This is a genomic window from Pseudomonas putida, from assembly GCF_030159595.1.
In the GTDB taxonomy this organism is placed as follows: Bacteria; Pseudomonadota; Gammaproteobacteria; order Pseudomonadales; family Pseudomonadaceae; genus Aquipseudomonas; species Aquipseudomonas putida_AC.
Map to the genome: position 1 here is coordinate 137,089 of NZ_BSKJ01000003.1, position 20,721 is coordinate 157,809.

The window sequence follows — 20,721 nt, forward strand, 5'->3', positions numbered from 1 at the left end:
AAGAAGCCAACGCGGTCTTAGTTGTCGTACCCGAGGTTAGGCGCCAACCAGCGCTCGCTCACGCTCACATCCTGGCCTTTACGCGCGCTGTAGTTTTCGATCTGGTCCTTGTCGACCTTGCCCACGGCAAAGTACTGCGCTTGCGGGTGGGCAAAGTACCAGCCGCTGACTGCCGCCGCCGGGAACATCGCGAAGTGCTCGGTCAGGAACACGCCGCTCGGCCCGGTTTCGCCGATGGCGGTGCCATCGAGCAGGCGGAACAGGGTTTCCTTCTCGGTGTGGTCGGGGCAGGCCGGGTAGCCCGGGGCCGGGCGGATGCCGCTGTACTGCTCCTTGATCAGCGCTTCGTTGTCCAGGTGCTCGTCGCGGGCGTAGCCCCAGTGCTCTTTACGCACCTGTTCGTGCAGCCACTCGGCACACGCCTCGGCCAGGCGGTCGGCCAAGGCCTTGACCATGATCGAGCTGTAGTCGTCGCCTTTGTCCTGGTAAGCCTTGGCCACGTCTTCGGCACCGATGCCGGCGGTGGTGATGAACCCGCCTACATAGTCGGTGACGCCGCTGGTTTTTGGCGCGACGAAGTCGGCCAGCGACCAGTTGGGCTTGCCATCCGGCTTGATGGTCTGCTGGCGCAGGTGGTGCAGGGTGGCCAACGCCTGGCCGTCCTCGCCGTACACCTCGATGTCGTCATCGGCCACCTGGTTGGCTGGCCAGAAGCCGAACACGGCGCGTGCGCTGATCAGCTTCTCGTCGATCAGCTTGTCGAGCATCTCGCGGGCGTCCTTGTACAGCGCCGTGGCAGCTTCACCGACCACTTCGTCGGTGAGGATGCGCGGGAACTTGCCGGCCAGGTCCCAAGAAATGAAGAACGGGGTCCAGTCGATGTATTCGGCCAGGGTGCGCAGGTCGATGTCTTCCAGCACCTTGACGCCGGTGAAGGAGGGCACCGCTGGCTGGTAGCCGGCCCAGTCGTACTGCGGCTTGGCGGCGATGGCCTGGGCGTAGCTCAAACGTTCGGTGCGGGCACTGCGGTTGGCGGTGCGCTCGCGTACGTCGACGTACTCCAGGCGGGTTTTCTCGACGAAGCCTGGCTTGAGTTCCTTGGACAGCAACTGGGTGGCTACGCCGACCGCACGCGAGGCGTCGGTAACGTAGATGACCGCATCGTTGCTGTACTTCGGCTCGATCTTGACCGCAGTGTGCGCCTTGGAGGTGGTGGCGCCGCCGATCATGAGTGGCAGCTCGAAGCCCTGGCGCTGCATTTCGCGGGCAACGTGGACCATCTCGTCCAGCGACGGGGTGATCAGGCCGGACAAACCGATGATGTCGCACTTCTCGTCGCGGGCGGTTTGCAGGATTTTTTCGGCCGGCACCATCACGCCGAGGTCGACGATATCGTAGCCGTTGCAACCCAGTACCACGCCGACGATGTTCTTGCCGATGTCGTGCACGTCACCTTTTACCGTGGCCATCAGGATCTTGCCCTTGGCTTCTGGCTTGTCGCCTTTTTCGGCTTCGATGAACGGGATCAGGTGCGCCACCGCCTGCTTCATCACACGGGCCGACTTGACCACCTGGGGCAGGAACATCTTGCCTGCGCCGAACAGGTCACCGACCACGTTCATGCCGCTCATCAGCGGGCCTTCGATGACCTCGATGGGGCGGGCGCATTGCTGGCGGCACTCCTCGGTGTCCTCGACGATGTGCGCGGTGATGCCTTTGACCAGGGCGTGCTCCAGGCGCTTGCCGACGGGCAGCGAACGCCAGGCCTCGTTTTCGACTTCCTTGGCGGCGCCACCGCCTTTGTAGTCGTCGGCAATGGCCAGCAGGGCATCGGTGCCCTCTGGCGTGCGGTTGAGCACCACGTCCTCGACCTTGTTACGCAGGTCGGCCGGGATCTCGTCGTAGATCTCCAGCTGACCGGCGTTGACGATACCCATGGTCAGGCCGTTCTGGATCGCGTAGTAGAGGAATACCGAGTGGATCGCCTCACGCACCGGGTTGTTGCCACGGAACGAGAACGACACGTTGGAGACGCCGCCCGAGCTCAGCGCGTGCGGCAGGTGGTCACGGATATAGGCACAGGCCTCGATGAAGTCGACGGCGTAGTTGTTGTGCTCTTCGATACCGGTGGCGACGGCAAAGATGTTCGGGTCGAAGATGATGTCTTCCGGCGGGAAGCCCACCTCGTTGACCAGGATGTCGTAGCTGCGCTTGCAGATTTCCTTCTTGCGCGCGGCGGTGTCGGCCTGGCCGACCTCGTCGAAGGCCATCACCACCACGGCGGCGCCGTAGCGCTTGCACAGACGCGCGTGGTGCTTGAACTGCTCGACGCCTTCCTTCATGGAAATGGAGTTGACGATGCCCTTGCCCTGGATGCACTTCAGGCCGGCTTCGATCACTTCCCATTTGGAGGAGTCGATCATGATCGGCACGCGGGAGATGTCCGGCTCGCCAGCGATCATGTTGAGGAACCGGACCATGGCCGCCTGGGAATCGAGCATCCCTTCGTCCATGTTGATGTCGATCACCTGGGCGCCAGCCTCGACCTGCTGCAGGGCGACTTCCAGCGCTTCGGTGTAGTTCTCTTCACGGATCAGCCGGGCGAACTTGGCGGAACCGGTGATGTTGGTGCGCTCACCGACGTTGACGAACAGCGACTGGCGGTCGATGGTGAACGGCTCCAGGCCCGACAGGCGGCAGGCCTTGGCGATTTCCGGGATCTCGCGCGGCTTGTACTTGGCCACGGCTTCGGCGATGGCCTGGATGTGGCCCGGGGTGGTACCACAGCAGCCACCGATGATGTTCAGGAAACCGCTTGCAGCGAACTCCTCGACCACCGCAGCCATTTCGGCCGGGGTCTCGTCGTACTCACCGAAGGCGTTCGGCAGGCCGGCGTTGGGGTGGGCGGACACATGGGTGTCGGCTTTGGTCGACAATTCTTCCAGGTACGGGCGCAAGTCCTTGGCGCCGAGGGCGCAGTTCAAGCCTACGGAAATCGGCTTGGCGTGGCGGACCGAGTTCCAGAACGCTTCGGTGGTCTGGCCCGACAGGGTACGGCCGGAGGCGTCGGTGATGGTGCCGGAGATCATGATCGGCAGTTCGACGTTGTCGTCCTCGAACACTTGCTGCACGGCGAAGATCGCCGCCTTGGCGTTGAGGGTGTCGAAGATGGTTTCGATCAGGATCAGGTCGGCGCCGCCCTCGATCAGGCCGCGGGTGGCCTCGACGTAGTTTTCTACCAGCTCATCGAAGGTGACGTTGCGGTAGCCGGGGTCGTTGACGTCCGGGGAAATCGAGCAGGTGCGGCTGGTTGGGCCGAGCACACCCGCAACGAAGCGCGGCTTGTCGGGCGTTTCCAGCGTCTTGGCGTCGGCCACCTGGCGGGCAACGCGCGCGCCTTCGACGTTCAGCTCGTAGACCAGCGACTCCATGCCGTAGTCGGCTTGGGAAATCTGCGTGGCATTGAAGGTGTTGGTTTCGAGAATGTCCGCCCCGGCATCGAGGTAGGCTTTCTCGATGGCAGCGATCACGTCCGGGCGGCTGAGCAACAACAAGTCGTTGTTACCCTTTACATCGCTTGGCCAATCGGCGAAACGCGTGCCACGATAGTCGTGTTCCTCGAGGCGGTAGCTTTGGATCATAGTACCCATGCCGCCGTCGAGGATCAGGATGCGCTCTTTGAGTGCGTTCTGGAGTGCTTGGAGACGAGCGCTGCGGTCGGACATAGGAACTACCTGGTCGGGCAAATATCAGAAGGTGCGGAATCATATCAAAGTTGCGCGGTTCTTAGGCGCATCGCCCATTTGCATGAAAACTGCTCATGTTGGTGGGGCGGTTACCAGCACCCAAGGACGACCAGGCAACAATCGTGATGGCTTTCAAGAACCAGGACTTTTCGCACATGGTGCATCGTATCCTTGCCGGCGCCTTCGCCCTGCTCATCAGCGGCGCGGTGTTCGGGCAAGCCCCCCAGTCGAGCCCGGCTATTTCCTACACCCGGGACATTCAACCGATCTTCACCGAGAAGTGCGTGGCCTGCCACGCCTGCAACGACGCCGCCTGCCAGCTGAAGCTGGAAAGCCCGGAAGGTGCGGTACGCGGGGCCAGTAAAGTCCCGGTTTACGAGGGCGACCGCAGCAAGGCGGTGCCCACCACGCGGCTGTTCTACGATGCTCACAGCGAAGAGCAATGGCGCAAGAAAGGCTTCTACTCGGTGCTCGATAACCAGGGCAGCCAGGCCGCGCTGATGGCGCGCATGCTGGAGCTGGGGCACAAGACTCCGCTCACGCCCAATGCCAAGCTGCCCGAGGACATCGTCCTGGGCCTGAGCCGCAACAACATGTGCCCATTGCCCCATGAGTTCGACGCCTATGCCGGCGCCCACCCCAAGGAAGGCATGCCACTGGCGGTGACCGGGCTGACCGACAAGGAGTACGACACCATGCGCCGCTGGTTGGCGGCCGGTGCGCCGGTGGAGTACCAGCCGATCAAGCCGAGCGAAACCGAAGCCAGGCAGATCGCTGATTGGGAAGAGCTGCTCAACCGCCCGGGTTCCACCGAGGCGCTGGTCGGCCGCTGGCTGTACGAGCACCTGTTCCTGGCGCACATCTACTTCGTTGGCGGCGAGCAGGGCCACTTCTTCCAGTGGGTGCGTTCACGCACGCCGAGCGGCCAGCCGGCCGACATCATTGCCACGCGTCGCCCCAATGACCCGCCCGGCACTGACTTCTATTACCGCCTGATCCCGGTGCAGGGCGTGATCGTGCACAAGACGCACATCACCTACCCGATGGGGCCGCAGAAACTCAAGCGGGTGAAGCAGCTGTTCTACGCCGGCGACTGGCATGCCACCGCGTTGCCAGGCTACGGCCCGCGCCACCGGGCCAACCCGTTTGAAACCTTCGAAGCCATTCCGGCGGTGGCGCGCTACCAGTTCATGCTGGATAACGCCGAGTACTTCGTGCGTACCTTCATCCGCGGCCCGGTGTGCCGTGGGCAGATCGCTACCGACGTGATCCGCGACAACTTCTGGGCACTGTTCCAGGAGCCGGCCTTTGATCGCTACATCACCGATGCCGAGTACCGTGGAGAGGCCACGCCGCTGCTGGCGATGCCCGGGCAGATCGATGACGTGGGCAGTGTGCTGAGCCTGTGGCACGCCTACCGCGACAAGCGCAACGAGTACGAGAAGCTGCGCCGCGACGCCTATGCCGACATGCCGGCGCCGGGCTGGTCGACCTTGTGGGCCGGTAACGACAACGCGCTGCTGAGCATATTCCGCCACTTCGACAGCGCCTCGGTCACCAAGGGCCTGATCGGTGACGTGCCGCAGACCGTGTGGCTGTTCGACTACCCGCTGCTTGAACGCACCTATTACCAGCTGGCGGTCAACTTCGACGTGTTCGGCAACGTTTCGCACCAGTTGCAGACGCGTCTGTACTTCGACCTGATCCGCAACGGTGCCGAGGTCAACTTCCTGCGCCTGATGCCGGCCGACCAGCGCAAGGCAATCCTCGGCGACTGGTACCAGAACAGCGGCAAGGTGAAGATGTGGATGGATTATGAAGACATCGACACCGACACCCCGAGCGCGATCAAGCTCGACGCGCGCGATCCCAAGCGCGACTTCGGCCTGAAGCTGTTGCAGCGCACGGGTAGCCTGAATGCATCGCCCGACCCGATCAACCGCTGCCAGGGCGCGTTCTGCTCGCGGCCGCAGATGAGCGAAGAGTTCCGCAATGCCGAGCAATCACTGAGCCGTCTGGTGTCGCGCCCGGCTGCGGGGCTGAAGGTGATCAACCAGTTGCCCGAGGCAACCATGCTGCGCATCGAAGGGCAGGGCGGCCAGCGCCAGGTGTACAGCCTGCTGCGCAACCGCGCGCACAGCAACGTGGCGTTCCTGCTGGGTGAAGCGTACCGCTACCAGCCAGGGCTGGATACCTTGACCCTGGCCCCGGGTGTGCTCAGTAGCTACCCCAACTTCATCTTCAACATCCCGACCAAGGATGTGGCGGAGTTTGTCGAGGACATGGAGTATGCGAAGGATGACGCAGCCAGGTTCGAGCGCATCGTCATGCGCTGGGGTGTGCGTCGCAGTCACCCGGAGTTCTGGCGCTACTTCCATGACTTGAACAGTTTCATCAAGGAAACCCAGCCGGTCGAGGCGGGGGTGCTGGACATGAACCGCTACGAGAACCTCTGATCGGATAGGCTGACCTTTCGCAGTACCCTGCGGTCGGAAATGGTGGGTGGTCCGAGGGCTGCTATGCAGCCCAATCGCCGGCAAGCCAGCGCCCACAGGGGCTGCGTAGCTCTCAGGAAAGCGCAGTCCCAGGGGGAGCTGGCTTGCCGGCGATGGAGCGCAAAGCGCTCCCAAAGGCCTCAATGCACCGGCAAGCGCAGGGTACTTCATGCTGTATTCGCTTCAGGCACTGCGGGCGTTCGCCGCCTGGGTGGTGGTCTGCCACCATTTCATGCAGATCTTCTTCGACTTCCACGCCACCGGCCCCCTCGGCCAACTGCTCACCGACCGCGGCGCTGTCGGCGTCGACATCTTCTTCGTCATCAGCGGGCTGGTGATCTACCTGTCGACCCGCGACAAAACCCTCGAACCGCGCCAGTTCCTGCTCAACCGGGCGCTGCGCATCGTGCCTGCCTACTGGTTCTACACGGCGCTGATGGCCTTGCTGTTACTGGCCTTCAGCCAGTGGATGCCGCATCAGCAATTCGCCTGGCATCACCTGCTGCTGTCGCTGCTGTTCATCCCGGCGGAAAACCCTGGTGGCTATGGCCTCTACCCGACCCTGAACGTGGGCTGGACGCTGAACTTCGAGATGTTCTTCTACCTGCTGTTCGGCCTGGCCTTCCTGGTGCGCCAGCGTCATCAACGGCTGCTGGTTACCGCGGCCTTGTTGCTGGCCAGTGAGGTACTGGGCCGGCTGGGTGTGCTAAGCCGCTTCTACAATAACGACATCATCTACGAGTTCCTGCTCGGCATCGGCCTGGGCGTGTTGTACCGCCGTGGGCTGATCCGCCAAGGGCGGTGGTTGCCGCTGGGCGTACTGGGTGTGGCAGGCCTGGCCATCTATCACCTGGATGCGTCACAGCGCCTGCTGCACTGGGGCGTACCGAGCGCCATGATCGTGCTGGCGTTCATTGCCCTGGAGCCGTTGTTCCAGGGCAACCGGCTGCTCAAGGCCTTGGGTGACTGTTCCTATTCGGTGTACCTGATCCATGTGTTGGTACTGTACGCCGGCTGGTTCGCCAGCCAGCGCCTGCAGTTGAACCCGTACCTGGTGTTCGCGCTGTGCGTGCCGTCCATTGGACTAATGTCGTGGTTCAGCTACCAGTGGCTGGAGCGCGGCCTGTACCGGCGGATGCAGGCCTGGCTGGCGGCGCCACGCGGGCAGGCTGCGGAATATGCGCTTTCCCGAGTCAAATGCTAGGACTTTGTTCGAAGAGCGGGTTGGCGTACACTGGCGGCAAGTCTGTGAGGAACCTACATGAGCGCTATAACCATTACCGACGCCGCCCATGACTACCTGGCCGATCTGCTCTCCAAGCAGAACACGCCTGGCATCGGCATTCGTATTTTCATCACCCAGCCGGGCACCCAGTACGCAGAGACGTGCATTGCCTACTGCAAGCCGGGCGAAGAGAAGCCTGACGACACCGCCGTGGGTCTGAAGAGCTTCACCGCTTACCTGGATGCGGTCAGCGTACCGTTCCTGGAAGACGCACTGGTCGACTACGCCACCGACCGCATGGGTGGCCAGCTGACCATCAAGGCACCGAACGCCAAGGTGCCGATGGTCAACGACGACAGCCCGATCAACGAGCGCATCAACTATTACCTGCAGACCGAGATCAACCCGGGCTTGGCCAGCCACGGCGGCCAGGTCAGCCTGGTGGACGTGGTCGACGACGGCATCGCCGTGCTGCAGTTCGGTGGTGGTTGCCAGGGTTGCGGCCAGGCCGATGTAACCCTGAAGGAAGGTATTGAGCGTACCCTGCTTGAGCGTATTCCCGAATTGAAAGGCGTGCGTGACGTGACTGACCACACTCAGAAAGAAAACGCCTACTACTGATGCCTTAGCAACAAACTGTTACGGTTTCAATCCCTGCGACAACAGGCCGCAGCCCGTATTCAAAGGGCTGCAGGCCTTCCCCGCCTTGGTCGGGTAGAACCCCTTGGGGTGTCATGCCAGAATGCCCCGGTTTTTCAGCCGGCCCGTCCCGAGGGCCGGCACCTTCCCTGTAAAGGATGGTTTCATGAATGATCTATATACCCGGCGCGCAGTTGTCGCCGGGATGGGCGTTCTCGGGCTTGGCCTGCTGGCAGGCTGTAGCCCGGCCCGGGGGCTCGAGTTCAAGTACGGCAAGAACATGAGCAACGAAATCCTTGGGCGCAAGTTCAGCCTCAAGGACCCCCAAGGCAACGTGCGCACCCTGTCGAGCTTCTACGGCAGCATGCCGATGGTGTTCTTCGGTTTCACCCAGTGCCCGGCGGTTTGCCCGACCACCCTGGCGCGCGCGGCGCAAATCCGCAAGCTGCTGAGGGGCCGTGACCGCGACCTGTTCCAGGTGGTGTTCATCACCCTGGACCCGGAGCGCGACACCCCCGAGGTGCTGGATGCCTACGTCAAGGCCTTCGACCCTACGTTCACCGCGCTGACCGGCACCCCCGAGGAAATTGCCGCAGTGGCCAAGGAATTCAAGGTGTTCTACGAAAAGGTTCCGGCCGGTGACACCTATACCATCTCTCACTCGTCCACCAGCTACGTCTACGATACGCGTGGCACCCTGCGCCTGAGCCTGGGCCATTCCCTGAACGCCAAGGAATGCGCCGAAGACCTGGTCACCCTGATGGAGATCTGCTGAATGTCGATGCAACCGATCAAACGCGGTTTGGCCGCCCTGGTCCTGATGGGCCTGGCCCTGCCGGCGCTGGCCCAGACCACCGTCAGCGATGCCTGGGTGCGTGCCAGCGTGCCGCACCAGCAGTCCACCGGCGCCTTCATGACCCTGACCGCCAGCAGCGACAGCAAGCTGGTGAGCGTAGCGTCGCCCGTGGCCAAGATCGTGCAGGTGCACGAGATGACCATGAATGGCGACGTGATGGGCATGCGTGAGGTGAAGTCTGTCGAGCTGCCGGCTGGCAAGGCAGTAACCCTCGACCCGAATGGCCTGCATGTGATGCTGATGGGCCTGAACAATCAGGTGAAGGAAGGCGAAAAAGTACCACTGACCCTGACCATCGAAGATGCCAAGGGCGCCAAGGAAACATTAGAGGTGCAGGCTGAAGTCCGTGCGCTCAACGCCGAGGCCGGCGGTGGGCATGACCACATGCACATGAAGCACTGACCGATCGAAGGGCCGCAATTAGCGGCCCTTTTCTTTTTCAGCTGCGCTCATCAGCTACGAAAGCGCGGCAGCGGCCTGTCGAGGGTTAGCGAGGTCAAGGTCTTGCGGACCTGGGCTTCGTCGGCCTCCAGGGCCTTGAGGCTTGCGCGAATCTTGCCGGCGGCGGGCACATCGCCCTGCCGGTCGATCCAGTCGGCAATCTCCTTGCAGGCACTGCTCAGGCAGGCCTGGCGCTGGTTCATCAGCGACAGAAGGGTGGTGAGCTCTCTTTCGGACATGGCAGGATCCTCCAAATCAGCCTTGTCAGTGTAGCAGTGACCGGCCGGCTTGCCTGGGGCTGGGTGACGCAGTTCAAACCGGAAGGCAAGCACTACGATACGCCCCCGGCGTCACTCCATACGCCTGCTTGAACTGCCGGCTCAGGTGGCTCTGGTCGGCAAACCCCAGGTCAAACGCCACCTCCGAAGCGACCAGGCCGCTCCTCAACATTTCCCGGGCGCGGGCCAGGCGCCGTTGCTTCAGCCAGGCATGCGGTGGCAGGCCGGTGGCCTGGCGGAACACCCGTGCGAAGTGGAACGGCGACAGGTTGACTGCGGCGGCCAGCGCTTCGAGCGAGGGTGGGTCGGCCAGTTGGCTTTCCAGCAGTTCGCGGGCGCGAGCCACGGCCAGTGGCTCGTGACCGGGGGGCGAGGGTTCGGCGCATTGACCGTGCCGTTGTACCAGGGCCAGCACCGCCTGACGCCAGGCGGTCTGTTGCTGCAGCGCGCTGGCGCCGGCTTCGGACAGTTGGTGCAGTTGGCTGAAGGCGTTGGCCAGGGCCGGGTCGTGGATCACGCTGTCTTTGAAACTGGGCATGCCGTGGCGACCCAGTTCCAGCTCTTCGAGCACGCCGGTGACCCGCTCGTGTTCGGGGTAGAAGCCACGGTAGCGCCAGCCCGCCTCGTGGGCAGTGGCGCCGGTATGCAGCTCGTCAGGGTTGATCAGCACCATGCTGCCGACCGGCGCCAGGTGCTCGCTGCCTCGGTGCCAGAAGCGCTGGGCCCCGGACTCGATCACGGTGAACACATAGCCTTCGTGCACATGCGGGGCGAAGCGCTGCTGGAAATAGCGCGCGTGCAGCATCTCGACGTCGCCCAGGGCTGGCGCCTGCCAAAGGTGTGTCTGCTCGCGCAGGGGCGTGCTCATGCCAGCCAGCTGCGCAGGAAGAAGAAGATCAACATGCTCACCAGCATGCTTAGCAACACGCTGCGGGTCAACAGCACCAGAGCGATGGCCACCAGTGAGCCCAGCAGGTAAGGGTTGAGCAGGCTCAGGTTCAACTGGTGGTCGGGCATGAAGATGATCGGGCCGCAGATGGCGGTGAGCATGCCCGGCACGGCAAAGCCAAGGAACTGCCGGGCGTTAGAGCTGAGGCGAAGAGGCAGGCGTGGTTCCAGAAACGCATAGCGGTTGAGGAACACGATGGCACCCATGGCGAAAATCAGAATCCAGGTCATGGGCGGGCTCCGGCGAACTTCTGGCAGATGAAACCGGCGGCCATGCCCAGCAAGCCTGCGGCCACCAGGGCGGTTTCCCAGTGCCAGTGGCTGAACAGCACCGAGCAGAACAGCGAGACCGCTACGCACACCACTGTGGACAGGTTGCGCACCAGCGGTGCGATCAGGGCGACGAAGGTGGCGACGATGGAGAAGTCCAGGCCGAGCTGGTCCAGGTGAGGAATGTTCTGGCCCAGCAGGATACCGGCCAGGGTAAACAGGTTCCAGGCAACGTAGAAGGTCAGGCCGACCCCGAGCGCATACCAGCGGTTGAACTGCTGCTGGTCGTACTGGCTGGTCAAGGCGAAGAACTCGTCGGTCAGCAGGAAGCCCAGGCCCAGGCGCCAGCGCAGTGGCTGGCTGGAAAGCACCGGGCGCATCGACAGGCCATACAGCAGGTGCTGAGACGTCAGCAGCAGCGTGGTGAGCAAGATCGACGCCAGGTTGGCGCCGCCTTTGAGCATGCCGATGGCGACCAGCTGCGCGGCACCGGCGAAGACAATGGCCGATAGCCCTTGCCCCTGCCAGGCGCTGAGGTTGGCTTCGATGGCCATTGAGCCGGCCAGCAAACCCCAGGGGGCGACGGCCAGGGACAACGGCATGATGGCGATGGCGCCATGGAGAAAGGCTTGGCGAGCGATGTGGGGCATGGTGGCTGCAATGCAAGTACATGGCAGGCCAGCATGCCAGACGGGGCAGGGGATGGCTTGAACGATCTTGCTAGTCGGCGCAGTCCTTTGTGGGACCGTGCCTGGTCACGCGCTACGGATGGCTGCTCAAGTGTTGTTGCGCCGTCACGCAGCCGTTGATGTCCACGGCTTTCTGCAACAGGCTCAGGCGGTGCTGTGGGTCAAGGTCACCGAGCAGGCGGTAGACCTCGGCCTGGTAGTCGCGCTGGCGCCCCCACAACATTTCCAGGCCTTGTGGCCGGCTGCGGTTGCAGGCCAGCCGGGTGGCCGGTTGTGGGTAGTAGGGGGCGTACACGGTGGCCATGCTGGGGATGGCCTCCAACGCATCGCGGTACTCGCTGCTGGTGTTGTAGGGCCGGCACCAGGTGGCAATGGCTGGCGCAGGCGCGGCAAAACCCTGCTTGAGGCTGGCTTCGAGCAACGGGCAGGCGGCATCCGGAATTTGCGCGGCGGGCAGATAAGTCATGTAGTACAGCGCCAGGCGGTATTGCGCGACCGGGTGGCCCAGCTCGACCGACTTTTTCAGCAGGGCAACCGCTGTCGGCAGGGTGTGGGCCAGGGCCTGACCCTGACGGCTAAGCTCGGGGTCGCCGCCTACGGCGGTGCGCAGCGTACTGGTGCCGTCGTCCTGGTTGTCGGCCTGCTCCAGCAGCGGCAAGGCCTGGCGGTAGAGCAGGTCGGCATGAGGGTCGATGCGCACCTCCAGCGCGTGCGCAACCAGCGGCATCAGGGCGATCAACAGCGGGGGCAGGCGTCGCATGCGGCTCACAGGCAAGCCCCATGGGCGGCCAGGCAAGGATGGACGGCTTCGATGTTCATGGCGGTCAAGCGTGCGCCTCGGGCAAATCGGAACGACGACGTATTCTAGCCACCCAAGCGGGCGGCCGGAAGACCACCCGGTAACTGTCAGACGAGCTTGATTGGCGTGACCTTGCGCTGGGCGTGTTTTTCCTGGGCCAGGCCGAGCTTGGCGGTGATGACCTTGGCCAGGGCATTGTTGCCCAGATCGTTCAGGTGCAGGCGGTCGATGAACAGGTCGGCGCCGAACACGGGCGAGCTATTGAGCATGCAGTTCATGTCGTAGCAGGGCACCGGGTCGGCCTGGCTCTTGATGCGGCGGAAAAACGCCGAATGCAGCTGGCTGTCGAATGCCCCATCCAGCAGTCGGTCGAAGTTTGCCGGTTGTTGCTGCAGCGCAGTCAGCATGGCCTGTTCGCCGGCAGGCAGGGTATCCCGGCACCAGGGCAGCAACGGCTGCAGGATGAAGGTGAGGGTGGCGTGGCTGTCTGCCAGCAGCCGGTCCCATTGGCGTAAGGTACGGCCAATGTTGTCAGCCGCGCGGGCCAGGCGCTTTTCCGGGGGCGAGAGTGGCCAGTTGACCGGCGTTGCGACCGCAGGGGGGGCTAACGCCTGGCTGATGCGTTGCCACAGCGACTGCCGACGGGGTGGTGTGGCGGGCTGCATGCCTTCGCTGAAGCTGTTGAGAAAGTCCTGGTAGGCCTTGGCGTGTTGCGGGTCGTTGAGGCTGGCGAGGACTTCGCTCAGGGCTTCGTGGGCCAGGCTGTTGAGGCCGCTGAGTACCACCACATGGCGGAGCTGGCCAAGGCGGTGCTGGTGGGTCAGGAACATCAGCAACTCCTGGCTGGCATTGAGCCCGCAGCCGGCCAGGCTCAGCCAGACTTCGCCGGTGAGCATCGACAGGTGCGAGGCTACTGTGTGCTCGTCGGAGCTGGCGCCGATACCCAGGGCCGTGGAGCCGCCGACCAGCAGGTTGATACGCGAAGCACCGCCGCGTTCGGCTGCGGAAAAGCGCTTGCCGGCACAATGGCTGTAGCGTAGGCCGAGCGCATCGGTGTTGATGGTGCCAGACCGGTAGCCGGTTTCGTGCACATGCACGGTGTGCGGGGCACGCCGGCTGCCCAGCAGCAGAAAACGCTGGTAGTCCTGTTGCAATGGCGAAGGAGACGAGCGCGTGTCAGTCGCGGTCATGATCGCTCCTTCGCAAGCACCGAGTGTTGCGCTTCACGTTCAGGCCGCCAGTTCCTTGAGGTTGTACAGCAGGCCACCGGCGGCGATCAGCAGCAGGGCCGCACCGGAAGCCAGGCTTATCATGCGGTTGCTTCGCTGCGAGGCAATCTTGCCGATGGCGAAGATGTACAGGCTGAGCACGGCAAAATCGATGGCCACCCAGAGCAGCGACAGTACCACCATGCTTTTGCCGAACGATTCGGTGATCTGGATGAACTGCGGGAAGAAGGCGATGAAGAAAATGATGTCCTTCGGGTTGGAAATACCCACCATGAAGCCTTGCAGCAGCCCGCCACGCCCGGCCTTGGGGGCTTCGCTCGCCGCTTCCGGGGCCGGCGCCTTCAGGGCTTCCCTCAGCGTGCCCACGGCGATGTAGCCGATGAACAGGCAGCCCAGCAGGCTCATGGCGCTGAGCCAGGCCTTGTCGATGGCGGCGCTGGTGAGAATGATCCAGGCCGCTGCGCCGATCAGCACCAGTGACGCCCAGTTGGTGCCAACGGCGGTGAACATGGCCTTGCGCGAACCAGAGGCGGCCGCAGTGTTGACGATCAGTGCCACCACCGGGCCGGGGGTGGCGATCAGCAGCAGGACAGTGAGGGCATAGGTGGCGGTAAGTGCGGTATTCACGGTCAGTTCTCGATCAGTAAGTCGGGTGTCGGCTGGAGTGCGGCATGGGCGTGGAACGGGCAGCGTGACGGGTTGAGCGAGCCGGCCTCCTGCAGTTGATACTGCTTCCATTCGTAGTTGTCGGTATCGCCGAAAAAGCCAAGGGTGTCGGGCACGACGCCGTCGTTGTAGTGATGCACGCGCTCGCGAATGCGCTCACGGATGCGTTTGCCACTTTCAGTGTTGGCGTTGGCCACTTCGTCGAAGTTCGCCCGCGGGTTGATGACGAACGTGATGTGGTGCCCAAGGTTGCGGCTTTTCATGTGCTGGTGGCCGGGGAAGTTCATGTTGATGAACAGCGGCATGCCGGCATAGCAGAATGACCAGCCGTTGTCGTCGGGGTCGGTCGGGATGCCCTGGGGCCATGGGTGCGGGTCGCGCGCATGCACGCCACGCAGCACCTTCCAGGCCAGTGCCTGCTGCTCGGCCAGGGTGTAATCGGCGGCGGTTTCAAGAAACACCACCAGTGGGCTGCCGATGCGCTGCTTCGCTGGAATAGGGGCGACGGTGCGCACATAGTCGGCCAGGCCTTGGGCGATGTCATCGGCCAATTGCTCGGCGCGGGCAAAGAGTATGTGGCACGTTTCGCCGTTTACCGCCTTGCGGCCAAACAGGCAGGGAAAGTCGGGGTTGGCGAGGATGCTGCGAAAATGTTCTATGGTTTTGTAAGTCCAGTGTTGCATATTGCGACCATGTTCAGCGGCTAGCTCCAGCGCATCCAGGCGATAGCAATTTCCATATCCCGTAAACATGATTTCCCCAGGCGTTAATTAAGTGAACGTTCCAGTCACATGCAGGCAGGATCTTGGTTATGTTTGTTATTTACCTGCATTTTCCGAGACGCTCTTGACGTTGTAAAACGCGTGGAACTATGACCTACTATTAGTCTTACTCATGCTCGGGACGTCGCCATGTCGGAACGGATTCAGGCCTTGCACGCCCTGCGTGCCTTCGAGGTGGCCTCTCGCTATGGCTCCTTTACCCGCGCAGCGGAGGAACTCGCCCTGACCCAGGGCGCGGTCAGTCATCACATCAAGACCCTGGAGGCCATGTTCGGCTGCGACCTGTTCGAACGCCGTGGCCCCAAGCTCAGCCTGACCGAGCACGGCCGGTTGCTGGCGCAAGAACTGAAAGTGGGCTTCAAGATCATTGAAAATGCCTGCGCATTGCTGCGCCAGGATCGTTACGGCCTGCGGCTGAAGGCGCCGTCTACGCTTACCGTGCGTTGGCTGCTGAGGGCGCTGGATGCGTTCAAGAAGGCCGAAGACACCTGTAGCGTGCAGTTGTCGAGCGTGTGGATGGACATCGACAGCGTGGACTTCTACTCAGAGCCCTACGACTGCGCCATTCTTCTGGCCAACGGGCGTTTCCCGGCCGATATCGAGAGCTTCAAGCTGTTCGATGAATGGTTGATCCCGGTGTGCCATCCGGATTACATGACGCAAGCGCAACCGGCCTTGGCCGACCTGACGCAGTGCGAGTTCCTGCACCCGTCCCCGGACCGCCGCGACTGGCGGCGCTGGCTGGCGCGGATGGACGCGCTGGATATCAGCATCGATCAGGGGCAAGTGTTCGATACCCTCGACCAGGGTATTTCGGCTGCCCAGCAAGGCCTGGGTATTTCGGTGGTCGATCTGGTACTGGCCAGTGCCGACCTGGCGGCCGGGCGTCTGGTCACACCGTTCAAGCATGCGGTGGCCACCGGCGACGGGTATTACATGACCTGGCTCAAGGCCAGCCCCAAGGCGCGGCAAATGCACAAGCTGCGCGACTTCCTGCTCGGCCATGTGCCACCGCTGGCCTACAAGGACATCAACTACCTGTACGGTTGAACACCCGCTCGAGCATGAAGTCGATGAACACCCGCAACTTCGGCGGCATCTGCCGCCCGGACGGCCACAGCAAGTAGAAGCTGCCGCGTCGCTCCATGAAGTTATCGAGCACGCTGACCAACGAGCCGTTGCCCAGTTCGCGGTGCACATTGAAGTCGGGCAGGCAGGTGATGCCGCGATGGTTCACAGCAAAGCAGGCGCGTGTCTCGACGTGGTTGCAGACCATCGAGATGGGGATGTCGTAGGCTTGCTCGGGGTGCTCCTGGCGCAATGGCCAGGTTTCCAGCTTGCCATTGCTGGGGAAGCGGTAATGCAGGCAGGTGTGCGCCGCCAGGTCGCGTGGGTGCAACGGTGTGCCACGCTCGCGCAGGTACTCCGGCGAGGCCACCAGGCGGTGCTGGAAGTGCCCCAGAAACTTGGCATTGAGCCGTGAATCCACCGGCTGCCCGCCGCGCATCACCACATCGAAACCTTCGCCGACGATATCCACCATGCGGTCGGAAAAGTCCAGGTCCAGTTCTATTTGTGGGTAAAGCGCCATGAACTCGGCCAGTGCTGGCATCACCAGCCTGGTGACCTGCGGCATGCTCACCCGCAGGCGTCCGCGTGGGGTTTCGCTGGCGTGTGACAGTTCCTGCTCGGTGGCCTCGATTTCGGCGAGGATGCGCCGGCTGCGCTCAAGGAACAGCGTGCCCTCGGCGGTGAGGGTGATGCTGCGTGTGCTGCGGTGGAACAGGCGTACGCCCAGGCGGCTTTCCAGGCGCGCCACGCGCTTGCCCACTGCCGAGGCGCTGATCCCCAGCGATTGGCCGGCGGCGACGAAGCTGCGGGTTTCGGCCACCCGATTGAAGACCACGAAACCGCTGAGGCTATCCATGCTGCGTTCCTGATTGCGGACGTGGATGTCCGAGGTGAACGGCATTGTAACCGTCTTTTTCCGCAATGGCCTCGCCTTGCAGACTGTTCGCCTCGTTTCCTACTCAAGGCTTCTGCAATGTCCCAGACATCCTCCGCCCCGTTGCTGGCGGCCAGTCACGAACGTTTGCCGCATAGCGGGCTGCTGGCGTTGGCCATGACCGGCTTCATCGCCATCCTCAGCGAAACGTTACCGGCCGGTTTGCTCGACCAGATCGCCGACGGCATGCACATCAGCCAGGCCATGGCCGGGCAATGGGTCACGGCGTATGCCTTGGGCTCGTTACTGACGGCCATCCCGCTGGTGACCCTGACCCAAGGCTGGTATCGGCGCCGGGCGCTGTTGCTGGCGATCGTCGGCTTCGTACTGTTCAACGGGCTGACGGCCTTGTCGAACGTCAACAGCCTGACCTTGGTGCTGCGCTTTTTCACTGGCGCGGCAGCCGGGCTGGCCTGGGGGCTGATAGCCGGCCACGCCCGGCGCATGGTGCCGGTGGCGCAGCAGGGGCGGGCCATGGCACTGGCCATGCTCGGCCAGCCGATTGCCTTGTCGCTCGGCTTGCCGATCGCGACCTGGCTGGGTGCGGGCTTGGGCTGGCGCGCGACGTTCGTGGTGATCACCCTGGTGGCAATGCTACTGGTGGTGTGGGTGTTGCGTTCGGTGCCGGATTACCCCGGGCATGCTGGCACCAAGCGCCCGGCGGCCATGCAGGTATTGCGTACGCCGGGGGTGTTGCCTGTGCTGCTGGTGATCCTCAGCTGGATCCTTGGCCACAACATTCTCTACACCTATATCGTGCCGCTGCTGGCAGCGGCCGGCATGGCAGCGGACATTGGCACCGTGTTGATGGTGTTTGGCTTGTCGGCCCTGGCCGGGATTGGTTTGGTGGGGCTGCTGGTCGACCGGCATCTGCGCACGCTGGTGCTTTTGAGCCTGGCGGGTTTTGCCCTGGCTACGCTGGCCTTGGGGCAAGCGTCGTCCTGGCTGATGTACCTGAGCATCGCCTTGTGGGGGGTGACCTACGGCGGCGCACCGACCTTGCTGCAGACGGCCTGTGCAGACGCGGCGGGCGAAGGCGGGGATGTGGCGCAATCGATGCTGGTGACGGTGTGGAACAGCGCCATTGCCCTGGGCGGAATCATTGGCGGGTTGTTACTGGCCGGGACCGGGGTGGAGGGGTTTGGTGGCGTGGTGCTTGCGCTGATAGCGGTGGCCTGGTTGTTGGCCTGGGCCGCGCGCAGAAGCGGCTTCGTGGCGGGGGCACGCTAGCGTAGAATCATGCTTTTCAGCAGAGGTCGACGCAGTGGAGTTGCAGCAGGGCTTTGTCCTGACCCGGCATTGGCATGACACACCAGATGGCACCTGCGTGGAACTCTGGCTGGCCACCGATCAGGGGCCACGGCTGCTACGCCTGGCACCCCAGGTATCGGTGGCGTTCATCCCGCAAGCGCAAGCGGCGCACGCGCAGGTGTTGCTGGCGAACGAACCTGGCGCCGAACTGCGGCCCTTGCAGCTAAAGGATTTCGACCAACGCCCGGTCATGGGCCTTTACTGCCGGCAGCACCGGCAACTGATGCAGCTGGAACAACGCCTGCGCTCGGCAGGCATCGAGGTGTTCGAAGCGGATATCCGCCCACCTGAGCGCTATCTGATGGAGCGCTTCGTCACCGCGCCGGTGCAGTTCGCCGGACAACCCGATGACCAGGGCGTGATCTGCGATGCCCAGCTCAAGCCCCTGCCGGGTTATCGCCCACCACTGCGCCTGGTGTCGCTGGATATCGAAACCAGTGAACGTGGCGAACTGTACAGCATTGCGCTGGAAGGCTGCGGCCAGCGTCAGGTGTACATGCTTGGGCCCGCCAACGGCGACCCTGAGGGCCTCGACTTCGACCTGCATTATTGCGATGACCGTGCGGGGCTGCTCGCTTGCCTCAACCAGTGGATGGCGATGCACGACCCGGATGCAATCATCGGCTGGAACCTGATCCAGTTCGACCTGCGCCTGTTGCATGAGCACGCCAAGCTGCTGCAGGTGCCGCTGGCACTGGGCCGCAACGGCGCCCCCATGACCTTGCGCAGCCACGCCGGTGGTGGCCATGTATTCGCCGACGCGCCGGGGCGGCTGTTGATCGACGGCATCGAAGCACTGCGCTCGGCAACCTGGAGCTTTCCGTCGTTCAGCCTGGAGAATGTCGCGCAAACCTTGCTCGGTGAAGGCAAGGCCATCGATACGCCGTACCAGCGCATGGACGAAATCAACCGCCGTTTCGCCGAAGACAAACCCGCCCTGGCACGCTACAACCTCAAGGATTGCGAGCTGGTCACGCGCATCTTCGCCCATGCCCGCCTGCTCGAATTCCTGCTGGAGCGCGCGTCTGTCACCGGGTTGGCGGTAGACCGCAGCGGTGGTTCGGTGGCCGCCTTCTGCCATCTGTACATCCCGCAAATGCACCGCCTGGGCTTCGTCGCCCCCAGCCTGGGCAGCCGCCCTGACGAAGCCAGCCCGGGTGGTTTCGTGATGGATTCGCGCCCAGGCCTTTACGACTCGGTGCTGGTGCTGGACTACAAGAGCCTCTACCCGTCGATCATTCGTACCTTCCTGATTGACCCGGTAGGGTTGGTCGAGGGCCTGCGTTTGCCCGACGATGAGCACTCGGTAGAAGGCTTCCGTGGCGGGCGTTTTTCGCGCAGCCAGCATTGCCTGCCGGCCATCGTCGAGCGTGTGTGGCAAGGCCGGGAGGCGGCCAAGCGTGAAGGTAACGCACCGCTGTCGCAGGCGCTGAAGATCATCATGAATGCCTTTTACGGGGTGCTGGGCTCGAGCGGTTGCCGTTTCTTCGACCCGCGCCTGGCCTCGTCGATCACCATGCGCGGCCACCAGATCATGCGCCAGACCCGGGCGTTGATCGAGGCCAAGGGCTATGAGGTCATCTATGGCGATACCGACTCCACCTTCGTCTGGTTGAAGGGGGCCCATGGTGAAGCGGCGGCGGCGCAAATCGGCCGAGAACTGGTGGCCCATGTCAATCAGTGGTGGCGCGAGCACTTGCGCCAACAGATGAACCTGGAAAGCGCGCTAGAACTGCAGTACGAAGTGCATTACCAGCGTTTTCTGATGCCGACCATCCGGGGTGCCGACGAGGGTAGCAAGAAGCGTTATGCCGGGTTGGTGCAGCGCGCCGATGGCAGCGAGAATGTGGTCTACAAGGGCCTGGAGTCGGTGCGCACCGATTGGTCGCCACTGGCACAGCAGTTTCAGCAGGAATTGTACGGTCGGATCTTTCGTGGCCAGCCGTATCGCGACTATGTGCGCGACTATGTGAAGCAGACCCTGGCGGGCGAACTCGATGACCTGCTGGTGTACCGCAAGCGCCTGCGCCGGCCGTTGGCCGATTACCAGCGCAACGTGCCACCCCATGTGCGTGCTGCGCGCCAGGCCGATGAATACAACAGCCGGCTCGGTCGCCCTCGCCAGTACCAGCGCGGCGGCTGGATCAGTTACGTCATCACTACCGCCGGCCCCGAGCCGATGGAAAACCTGCAATCGCCGATCGATTACGAGCACTACCTCAGCCGGCAGTTGCAGCCGGTTGCCGACGCCATCCTGCCGTTCGTTGGCGATGATTTCTCCACCCTGACCGGTCGCCAGTTGCAGTTGTTCTGAGCGCAGGCGTTAGCTATCTAGTACCGGG

The 20,721-nt window shown here is 63.2% G+C and carries 18 protein-coding genes; 8 read left to right on the forward strand and 10 right to left on the reverse strand.

Features of this window, described 5'->3' with window-relative positions; all coding sequences use genetic code 11:
- Positions 1-17: 17 nt before the first annotated feature.
- Positions 18-3,725 (reverse strand): methionine synthase, encoded by a 3,708-nt coding sequence (gene metH / locus QQL85_RS07985; protein WP_284355929.1) that lies wholly within the window; start codon positions 3,723-3,725, stop codon positions 18-20.
- A 176-nt stretch (positions 3,726-3,901) separates the two neighbouring features.
- Here metH and QQL85_RS07990 point away from each other — a divergent pair, with 176 nt between their 5' ends.
- The 5 genes from QQL85_RS07990 to QQL85_RS08010 all read left to right on the forward strand — a co-directional run bounded on the left by QQL85_RS07990 (position 3,902) and on the right by QQL85_RS08010 (position 9,363).
- Positions 3,902-6,202, forward strand: a complete 2,301-nt coding sequence (locus QQL85_RS07990; RefSeq protein WP_284356013.1) for a fatty acid cis/trans isomerase — start codon at positions 3,902-3,904, stop codon at positions 6,200-6,202.
- Positions 6,203-6,410: 208 nt separating this feature from the next.
- Positions 6,411-7,445 carry an acyltransferase family protein gene (locus QQL85_RS07995; protein WP_284355930.1) on the forward strand — a complete coding sequence of 345 codons (1,035 nt, stop codon included), beginning with the start codon at positions 6,411-6,413 and terminating at the stop codon, positions 7,443-7,445.
- Positions 7,446-7,502: 57 nt separating this feature from the next.
- Positions 7,503-8,087, forward strand: a complete 585-nt coding sequence (gene nfuA, locus QQL85_RS08000) for a Fe-S biogenesis protein NfuA (protein WP_284355931.1) — start codon at positions 7,503-7,505, stop codon at positions 8,085-8,087.
- 184 nt (positions 8,088-8,271) lie between these two features.
- The gene (locus tag QQL85_RS08005) at positions 8,272-8,880 is read left to right on the forward strand and encodes an SCO family protein (protein ID WP_016714700.1); all 609 of its coding nucleotides are present in this window, start codon (positions 8,272-8,274) and stop codon (positions 8,878-8,880) included.
- On the forward strand, positions 8,881-9,363 hold the full coding sequence (locus QQL85_RS08010) for a copper chaperone PCu(A)C (RefSeq protein ID WP_284355932.1): 483 nt from the start codon (positions 8,881-8,883) through the stop codon (positions 9,361-9,363). It begins immediately after the preceding gene.
- A 50-nt stretch (positions 9,364-9,413) separates the two neighbouring features.
- Here the strand turns inward: QQL85_RS08010 and QQL85_RS08015 are convergent, their stop codons facing one another.
- The 8 genes from QQL85_RS08015 to QQL85_RS08050 form a co-directional block, all read right to left on the reverse strand.
- Positions 9,414-9,641: a hypothetical protein gene (locus QQL85_RS08015; protein ID WP_003250422.1), complete on the reverse strand. Its 228-nt coding sequence runs from the start codon at positions 9,639-9,641 to the stop codon at positions 9,414-9,416.
- A 73-nt stretch (positions 9,642-9,714) separates the two neighbouring features.
- Positions 9,715-10,548, reverse strand: a complete 834-nt coding sequence (locus tag QQL85_RS08020; protein WP_284355933.1) for an AraC family transcriptional regulator — start codon at positions 10,546-10,548, stop codon at positions 9,715-9,717.
- Positions 10,545-10,859 (reverse strand): AzlD domain-containing protein, encoded by a 315-nt coding sequence (locus tag QQL85_RS08025; RefSeq protein WP_016714697.1) that lies wholly within the window; start codon positions 10,857-10,859, stop codon positions 10,545-10,547. Before QQL85_RS08025 ends, QQL85_RS08020 begins: the two co-directional genes overlap by 4 nt.
- The gene (locus QQL85_RS08030; RefSeq protein ID WP_284355934.1) at positions 10,856-11,548 is read right to left on the reverse strand and encodes an AzlC family ABC transporter permease; all 693 of its coding nucleotides are present in this window, start codon (positions 11,546-11,548) and stop codon (positions 10,856-10,858) included. The genes QQL85_RS08025 and QQL85_RS08030 overlap by 4 nt, the downstream gene beginning before the upstream one ends.
- A gap of 112 nt (positions 11,549-11,660) precedes the next feature.
- A complete protein-coding gene (locus QQL85_RS08035; RefSeq protein WP_284355935.1) occupies positions 11,661-12,356 on the reverse strand; it encodes a sel1 repeat family protein in 696 nt (231 codons plus the stop codon).
- Positions 12,357-12,493: 137 nt separating this feature from the next.
- Positions 12,494-13,576, reverse strand: coding sequence for a hypothetical protein (locus QQL85_RS08040; protein ID WP_284355936.1), 1,083 nt, complete (start codon positions 13,574-13,576; stop codon positions 12,494-12,496).
- Between the two features lie 39 nt (positions 13,577-13,615).
- On the reverse strand, positions 13,616-14,242 hold the full coding sequence (locus QQL85_RS08045; RefSeq protein WP_284355937.1) for a LysE family translocator: 627 nt from the start codon (positions 14,240-14,242) through the stop codon (positions 13,616-13,618).
- A gap of 2 nt (positions 14,243-14,244) precedes the next feature.
- Positions 14,245-15,033: a YqcI/YcgG family protein gene (locus tag QQL85_RS08050; protein WP_284355938.1), complete on the reverse strand. Its 789-nt coding sequence runs from the start codon at positions 15,031-15,033 to the stop codon at positions 14,245-14,247.
- A gap of 159 nt (positions 15,034-15,192) precedes the next feature.
- Here QQL85_RS08050 and QQL85_RS08055 point away from each other — a divergent pair, with 159 nt between their 5' ends.
- The gene (locus tag QQL85_RS08055) at positions 15,193-16,113 is read left to right on the forward strand and encodes a LysR substrate-binding domain-containing protein (protein WP_284355939.1); all 921 of its coding nucleotides are present in this window, start codon (positions 15,193-15,195) and stop codon (positions 16,111-16,113) included.
- Here QQL85_RS08055 and QQL85_RS08060 read toward each other — a convergent pair.
- Positions 16,094-16,990, reverse strand: coding sequence for a LysR family transcriptional regulator (locus QQL85_RS08060; protein WP_284355940.1), 897 nt, complete (start codon positions 16,988-16,990; stop codon positions 16,094-16,096). The genes QQL85_RS08055 and QQL85_RS08060 overlap by 20 nt on opposite strands.
- Positions 16,991-17,107: 117 nt before the next feature.
- Here QQL85_RS08060 and QQL85_RS08065 point away from each other — a divergent pair, with 117 nt between their 5' ends.
- Positions 17,108-18,298 (forward strand): MFS transporter, encoded by a 1,191-nt coding sequence (locus QQL85_RS08065; RefSeq protein WP_284355941.1) that lies wholly within the window; start codon positions 17,108-17,110, stop codon positions 18,296-18,298.
- A gap of 34 nt (positions 18,299-18,332) precedes the next feature.
- On the forward strand, positions 18,333-20,693 hold the full coding sequence (locus tag QQL85_RS08070) for a DNA polymerase II (RefSeq protein ID WP_284355942.1): 2,361 nt from the start codon (positions 18,333-18,335) through the stop codon (positions 20,691-20,693).
- Positions 20,694-20,721 lie beyond the last annotated feature (28 nt).

Coding starts and splice junctions, on each gene's coding strand:
- QQL85_RS08065 (WP_284355941.1), top strand. CDS start 17,108: ATGTCCCAGACATCCTCCGCCCCGTTGCTGGCGGCCAGTCACGAACGT.
- nfuA (WP_284355931.1), top strand. CDS start 7,503: ATGAGCGCTATAACCATTACCGACGCCGCCCATGACTACCTGGCCGAT.
- QQL85_RS08005 (WP_016714700.1), top strand. CDS start 8,272: ATGAATGATCTATATACCCGGCGCGCAGTTGTCGCCGGGATGGGCGTT.
- QQL85_RS08060 (WP_284355940.1), bottom strand. CDS start 16,990: ATGGATAGCCTCAGCGGTTTCGTGGTCTTCAATCGGGTGGCCGAAACC.
- metH (WP_284355929.1), bottom strand. CDS start 3,725: ATGTCCGACCGCAGCGCTCGTCTCCAAGCACTCCAGAACGCACTCAAA.
- QQL85_RS08050 (WP_284355938.1), bottom strand. CDS start 15,033: ATGTTTACGGGATATGGAAATTGCTATCGCCTGGATGCGCTGGAGCTA.
- QQL85_RS08040 (WP_284355936.1), bottom strand. CDS start 13,576: ATGACCGCGACTGACACGCGCTCGTCTCCTTCGCCATTGCAACAGGAC.
- QQL85_RS08030 (WP_284355934.1), bottom strand. CDS start 11,548: ATGCCCCACATCGCTCGCCAAGCCTTTCTCCATGGCGCCATCGCCATC.
- QQL85_RS08055 (WP_284355939.1), top strand. CDS start 15,193: ATGTCGGAACGGATTCAGGCCTTGCACGCCCTGCGTGCCTTCGAGGTG.
- QQL85_RS07990 (WP_284356013.1), top strand. CDS start 3,902: ATGGTGCATCGTATCCTTGCCGGCGCCTTCGCCCTGCTCATCAGCGGC.
- QQL85_RS08010 (WP_284355932.1), top strand. CDS start 8,881: ATGTCGATGCAACCGATCAAACGCGGTTTGGCCGCCCTGGTCCTGATG.
- QQL85_RS07995 (WP_284355930.1), top strand. CDS start 6,411: ATGCTGTATTCGCTTCAGGCACTGCGGGCGTTCGCCGCCTGGGTGGTG.
- QQL85_RS08025 (WP_016714697.1), bottom strand. CDS start 10,859: ATGACCTGGATTCTGATTTTCGCCATGGGTGCCATCGTGTTCCTCAAC.
- QQL85_RS08015 (WP_003250422.1), bottom strand. CDS start 9,641: ATGTCCGAAAGAGAGCTCACCACCCTTCTGTCGCTGATGAACCAGCGC.
- QQL85_RS08020 (WP_284355933.1), bottom strand. CDS start 10,548: ATGAGCACGCCCCTGCGCGAGCAGACACACCTTTGGCAGGCGCCAGCC.